The organism is Tritonibacter scottomollicae (assembly GCF_003003215.1).
GTDB lineage: Bacteria > Pseudomonadota > Alphaproteobacteria > Rhodobacterales > Rhodobacteraceae > Epibacterium > Epibacterium scottomollicae.
In genome coordinates, this window is the sequence record NZ_PVUF01000044.1 from 1 (window position 1) to 6,311 (window position 6,311).

Annotated in this window: 6 protein-coding genes; all 6 read left to right on the forward strand. The window is 57.8% G+C overall.

The genetic code is table 11. From position 1 onward, the window contains the following. On the forward strand, positions 1-254 hold a 254-nt coding region (locus CLV89_RS21890; protein ID WP_133166708.1), incomplete at its 5' end, for an integrase core domain-containing protein. A 7-nt stretch (positions 255-261) separates the two neighbouring features. Continuing rightward, positions 262-546 (forward strand): metal-sensing transcriptional repressor, encoded by a 285-nt coding sequence (locus CLV89_RS21895; RefSeq protein WP_106165707.1) that lies wholly within the window; start codon positions 262-264, stop codon positions 544-546. A gap of 8 nt (positions 547-554) precedes the next feature. Beyond that, positions 555-1,874 (forward strand): MFS transporter, encoded by a 1,320-nt coding sequence (locus tag CLV89_RS21900; protein ID WP_106165708.1) that lies wholly within the window; start codon positions 555-557, stop codon positions 1,872-1,874. 642 nt (positions 1,875-2,516) lie between these two features. Continuing rightward, entirely contained in the window at positions 2,517-3,476 is a 960-nt protein-coding gene (locus CLV89_RS21905) for a GAF domain-containing protein (RefSeq protein WP_207796993.1), read from the forward strand. 129 nt (positions 3,477-3,605) lie between these two features. Next, positions 3,606-5,129, forward strand: coding sequence for an aldehyde dehydrogenase (adh, locus tag CLV89_RS21910; protein ID WP_106165710.1), 1,524 nt, complete (start codon positions 3,606-3,608; stop codon positions 5,127-5,129). Between the two features lie 502 nt (positions 5,130-5,631). Further along, positions 5,632-6,311 (forward strand): TniQ family protein (locus tag CLV89_RS21915; RefSeq protein WP_165798193.1); only part of this gene is annotated, 680 nt, incomplete at its 3' end.

The window sequence follows — 6,311 nt, forward strand, 5'->3', positions numbered from 1 at the left end:
GTGCCGTGGGCGCGAAGACCGCATTCATTGCCCCGGGATCACCTTGGGAGAACGGCTACTGCGAGAGCTTCAACGCCCGCTTCCGGGATGAGTTACTAAACGGCGAGGTCTTCACCACGCTGCGTGAAGCACAGATCCTCATCGAACGCTGGCGTCGCCACTACAACACGGTTAGGCCCCACAGCGCCTTAGGATACCGGCCCCCAGCGCCCAAAAGCATCGTCCTGATAGACCAAAGGCCGACGATGCATTAACATTCAAATTGGACCACTCGATGGGGGCACATCAACAAAACCCCATATACATGCAAGTCATCCCGCCCTTATCGCTCGGCTGAAACGCGCTGACGGCCACTTGCGTGCCGTGATCGCGATGATCGAGGACGGTAAGCCTTGCCTTCAGATCGCCCAGCAGATGCAGGCCGTCGAAAAGGCAATAACGAACGCCAAACGGGCATTGATCCACGACCATATGGATCAATGCTTAGGTGCCGAAGATCCCGCAGCAGATCTCTCTGAGCTGCGAATGATCGCCCGATATCTCTGAGGTCCGCCATGTTCGACATCCTTGCTGACCGCACCTATCGCCATCTGTTTCTGGCGCAGGTCGTGGCCCTTCTGGGAACCGGTCTTGCGACTGTCGCACTCGGCTTGCTTGCCTTCGACCTTGCCGGCGATAGGGCTGCGATGGTGCTTGGCACGGTCTTCACAATCAAGATGGTGGCCTATGTGGGTATCGCGCCCGTTGCGGGGGCCTTCGCAGACCGTGTGCCACGCCGCGCGTTTCTTGTGTCGCTCGATCTGGTGCGTGCTGGTGTGGCACTGGCGCTGCCTTTAGTAACCGAGGTCTGGCAGGTCTATACCTTGATCTTTCTGCTGCAATCCGCTTCCGCCGCCTTCACTCCTACGTTTCAAGCGACGATCCCGGACGTTCTGCCGGAAGAGGCGCGTTACACCCGTGCGCTGTCACTGTCGCGGCTGGCCTACGATCTGGAAAACATAGCCAGCCCAACCCTGGCAGCACTTCTGCTCGCGGTGATGTCCTACAACTCGCTTTTCCTTGGCACTGTTGCGGGATTTACAGCTTCGGCCTTTCTGGTTGTTTCGGTGCTGCTGCCAAGCCCTAAGGCCTCCGAGCCGCGGGGCATCTATGACCGGACGACGCGTGGTCTTCGGATCTATCTTGCCACACCCCGTCTCCGCGGGCTGTTGTCGCTAAACCTCGCGGCTGCAGCGGCGGGGGCAATGGTGCTGGTCAACACTGTCGTGCTTGTGCGCGGATCGCTCGGCCTGTCAGAAAGCGCACTGGCCTGGACGATGTTTGCCTTCGGCACGGGTTCAATGGCTGCGGCTCTGACTCTACCGCGCGCTCTGGATGTGCTGCCAGACCGGCCCGTGATGTTCGCCGGTGCTGCGCTGATGGTCGTAACTCTGTTCGGGCTGGGGATGACAACCTTCGCAACGGACCTTGGCTGGCCAACCCTTCTGGGGGCATGGATATTGATCGGTCTTGGATACTCTGCCGTCCTCACCCCTTCCGGGCGGTTGCTGCGCCGGTCCGCCCATGCCGCGGATCGCCCCGCGCTGTTTGCGGCGCAGTTCGCCCTCTCCCATGCTTGTTGGCTGGTGACCTATCCACTGTCAGGCTGGCTGTTGACGGTCTTTGGCATAATCCCGGCGCTTATGGGGCTCGCGCTACTGGCTGCCGCTGGCATGCTTGCTGCGCTGAAGTTCTGGCCCTCTAGCGACCCTGTCGAGCTCGAACACACCCATGACAACCTGCCACTCGATCATCCGCACCTGAAAGGACATCGCAGACACAGCCACCCGCTAATTATCGATGAACGCCATCCTCGCTGGGACACCCACTTCTAAACGTTGCGAACCAATACCAAGACAGGAAAAATTCCGCTTCCATTTATCGAGACCCTGATTGCAAAGCATCGGTCAAATCGGATTGGGAGCAGACCTTCGTCGTAGCGAGTATGAGGGTCTGCTCAGGGCCGGGTTTGTCGTGAATGGCGGCCATAGTTTGCAGTTTTGCAGGGGCTGCTTCCTGCGCTTCGCTGACCTTGAAGCCGGTTGCAGCATCCCCTGGGTCAACTGAGCAGACTTGAAGGTCCGCTTTCAGGAAGCCTTTCGCGCACGCAGCAGTGCCTTCGCTGCGCCTTGCATGAATGTCGTGATTGGGCTGGGCTTGAGCCGATCACCGTTGGCCAGGGGCAAGCTTGAGCCGGCCTCTCGGCGCTGCACCGCCGTAAGGCGGCAGAGAGCCCCTCATACCGATGCTGCAATCTGCACGAAAGTCTTCTTCTTCAGTAGTGCATCTCGCTACTTTGGCTATCTCTTGGCGAAACACAAACTAAACACAATTGAATACGCAAATAGAATATCCCTTCAACTTCGCGGCCAATATCAAACAGATTGTGCTGGTTCTGCTTGTTGGAATTGCAATCATCTTGCCAGATGCACCGATTGCCATAAGGTAGGATCACCTTCACGATAATAGGAAGGCCGATGGACCCTAAGACTTCGCACGCTGATCGAGTTCTCGAAGCGACACGTTCCGCTTCTGCTGCCGCACGTTCGCAAATCGCGGCGAGCTGGCATCGATCCGTGCAGAAACACGGGTTGGACCCCAACAACCGACGCGCACCGGACAAGATTGAACACGCTGCGTTGCGGGAACGGTTGGAGGTCTACGAGAAGTTCATGATGGTCGCCGCACCGCGATTGGACGCGTTGTATTCGCTCGTCGGGCAATCGGGGTGTGCGGTTCTGATGACGGACACCGAGGGCGTTATCCTCGACCAACGCATGTCGGATGCTGACACCCCTGCCTTTGAAAGCTGGGGCCTGAGCGCGGGCGCGAACTGGAGCGAGGAGCGTGAGGGAACCAACGGGATTGGCACCTGCCTGACCGAGCGTCGCCGTGTGATCATTCATCAGGACGAACATTTTCATGCCCGGAACACCGGGATGAGCTGTATTGATGCGCCGATTTTTGACGAGAACGGGCAGATCGTGGCCGCGCTTGATGTGTCCTCGGCGCGGGCGGATCAAACCGAGGCCTTTAATCGACTGATAGGGGCGCAAGTAGCGCAAACCGCCCGCGCGATTGAAGAGGCCAACTTTCGGGCGGCGTTCAGCGCGGCGCGCATTATCGTGGCCGAAAGCAGTGAAGCGGATTCTGCTACGCTGCTGGCCGTGGACAGCCACGACCTTGTCATTGGCGCAACCCGCGAGGCACGCCGCGCGTTTGGATTGGCCGGAACGGGGCCGCTTGCCGCGCGTCCTGCCGCTGATATTTTGGGCCAGGAAGACGGCCCCACAGGGTTCCAGCGCGCTGAACGCGCCGCCGTGGTGCGTGCGCTTGCGCGGGCCGACGGCAACGTGTCACAGGCAGCGCGCCAGCTTGGTGTGGGCCGCGCGACGCTCTATCGGCGTATGAAGCGGCTGGGCTTGCACGAAACCTGACTGAAACTGTCTCAGAGATGAGACACATCACCCACTCTTTCTGTTGTGCCCTACTGACGGATGCGAAAGCCCTCGTCAGGTTATGCCTCAGCCCAGGTGGAGGGCTTGGGCATTCAGGAGAAAAAAATAATGAAAGATCTCGCACATACTGAGTCTGGGACATACACGTCTCCGTTCAAAACAAAGTATGACAACTTTATCGGCGGCAAATTCGTGCCACCTGTGAACGGACGCTACTTTGAAAACGTCACACCGATTACCGGCGAAAAAATCAACGACATCGCCCGCTCCGATGCCGATGACGTCAATCTGGCATTGGACGCAGCGCATGAGGCGAAAGCCGCATGGCGCGCGACGTCGACAACCGAGCGTGCAAACATTTTGCTGAAGGTCGCAGACGCGATTGAGGACAACCTCGAGCTGCTGGCTCAAGCCGAAACATGGGACAACGGCAAGCCGATCCGCGAAACGATGGCCGCGGACATTCCGCTTGCCGCAGACCATTTCCGCTATTTTGCGAGTGTGCTGCGTGGGCAAGAAGGCTCAATGAGCGAAATTGATGCCGATACTGTGGCCTATCACTACCATGAACCGCTGGGCGTCGTCGGCCAGATCATTCCATGGAACTTCTCAATTCTGATGGCCGCGTGGAAACTCGCGCCAGCACTGGCTGCGGGCAACTGCGTGTTGATGAAACCGGCGGAACAAACACCGGCTGCGATTATGGTCTTGGCAGAGCTGATCAATGACCTGCTTCCGGCGGGTGTGCTGAACATCGTCAACGGTTATGGCGCGGAAGTTGGCGCGGCATTGGCCACGTCAAAGCGTATCGCGAAGATCGCGTTCACAGGGTCCACGGCGACAGGTCGCACTATCATGCAAGCCGCGACCGAGAACCTGATCCCCGTCACGCTTGAGCTGGGCGGCAAAAGCCCCAACGTCTTCTTCTCCGATATCATGCGCGAAGACGATGCGTTCTTTGATAAGGCGATCGAGGGCTTCGTTCTGTTCGCCTTCAATCAGGGCGAAGTTTGCACCTGCCCGTCACGCGCCTTGGTGCAGGAAGACATCTACGAGGCCTTCATGGAGCGCGTCATCGAACGTGTGAAAGCGATCAAGCACGGTGATCCACGTGACCCTGAAACGATGGTTGGCGCCCAAGCCAGTACCGCCCAGCAAGAGAAAATCCTGTCTTACTTCACCATTGGCCGTGAAGAAGGCGCTGAAGTTCTTATTGGCGGTGCAGCTGCGGAGTTTGGTGGCGAATTGTCAGGCGGTAACTACATCCAGCCGACGATTTTTAAAGGCGACAATTCCATGCGCGTCTTTCAGGAAGAAATCTTTGGCCCGGTCGTTTCGGTCACAACCTTCAAGGACGAAGCAGAAGCCTTGGCAATTGCGAACGATACGATGTACGGCCTTGGTGCTGGCGTTTGGTCGCGGGATATGAATACCTGCTACCGTATGGGCCGCGCAATCGAAGCAGGCCGTGTTTGGGTGAATAACTATCACGCTTATCCAGCGCATGCGGCCTTTGGAGGTTACAAACAATCCGGCATCGGACGCGAAAACCACAAGATGATGTTGGACCACTATCAGCAGACCAAGAACATGCTGGTCAGCTACAACCCCAACAAACTTGGGTTCTTCTAGGTTAACGAAGAAGGCTCCCGTGCTTGTGCGCGGGAGCCAACCAAGACCGCGATAATCAAACCAGACATAACCCAAAGGTCTGTGTTCGTCTAAATACCATAGCGATCTCAATACCGCCGACGGCGCCCCAAAAAACTCGTTACCGATTTTCGCTGCATTGCGTGTTTTCGAGCAAGTTTCGCCGAATACACAGTTACGAGTTGATACCGGCTGTTGGACCGAATGGATCAAAAGTCAGCTAAGTCCGCGCAACGGACCTTGGCGCAGGAAAAATGCTGCACAATGCACGGATGGCCGGTTTGGTGAAGCTGCACCGCGGAGATCGGTCAGGGACTTAACGGCAGAACTGGGCCGTTCACGTCGGTAGCATCCCTACCGGGCCCCGGCTTTGCACATGTCTCATCCGCGTTTGCGGCGAATGGCGACTTCGCTTCCGATCCTGAAACGGCTATGGAACCGCGTATCAAAACACATGGAGCATCTGAGCGCTTAGGAGGTGTACTTGCTGAGGAAACTTGCCCTTACGGTGGAGCCCGTTGACCGCGAGACGCTCCCGTCGCTGTTTTCGCGCATGGCAATCCTGAATGGAACCGACGCTGCCAACTTCGCCCTCGATCTCGGTACCACCTTTCGGCGTATCCTGGAGCAGGACGAAGAGGCGGTCGCGATTTTTGCAGAACGCGCAGGGCTGTCGGCCACGCAGCTCGCCGAAATGCTCTCATGGACAGGTGAACGCATCGGAGACGTCCGGATGCGATTTCGGCAGGAAGTCTTTGTCTCGCGGGCCCTACGAAACCCGATCATTCGGGGCTGTCCACTTTGCATGCGTGAGCATGCAGCCGATCAGCCCCATCCATTGCGGCACATTGCCTTGCGGGGCGACTGGCTTTGCAGAGGTGTTGATATCTGCCACCAGCACCACCATCCGCTGGTTCCCTTGTGGTCCAGCTCGCGCCCCATCGAACGGGATGACATTGGAGCGAGATTGGCGGAAATCCTGCCAGACCTGCGAGCAGGATCATTCGACCGCATGTGCTTTGATCCTACCGACTATGACCTTTGGCTTGATAAGCGTCTATCGCAGGGTATCGCTGCGGACAAAACATGGCTGGCCTCACAGCCGGTGTTTCCGACGATCACACTCTGTGAGTTCATAGGTGCAGCCTTGCTGCGCACACAAGG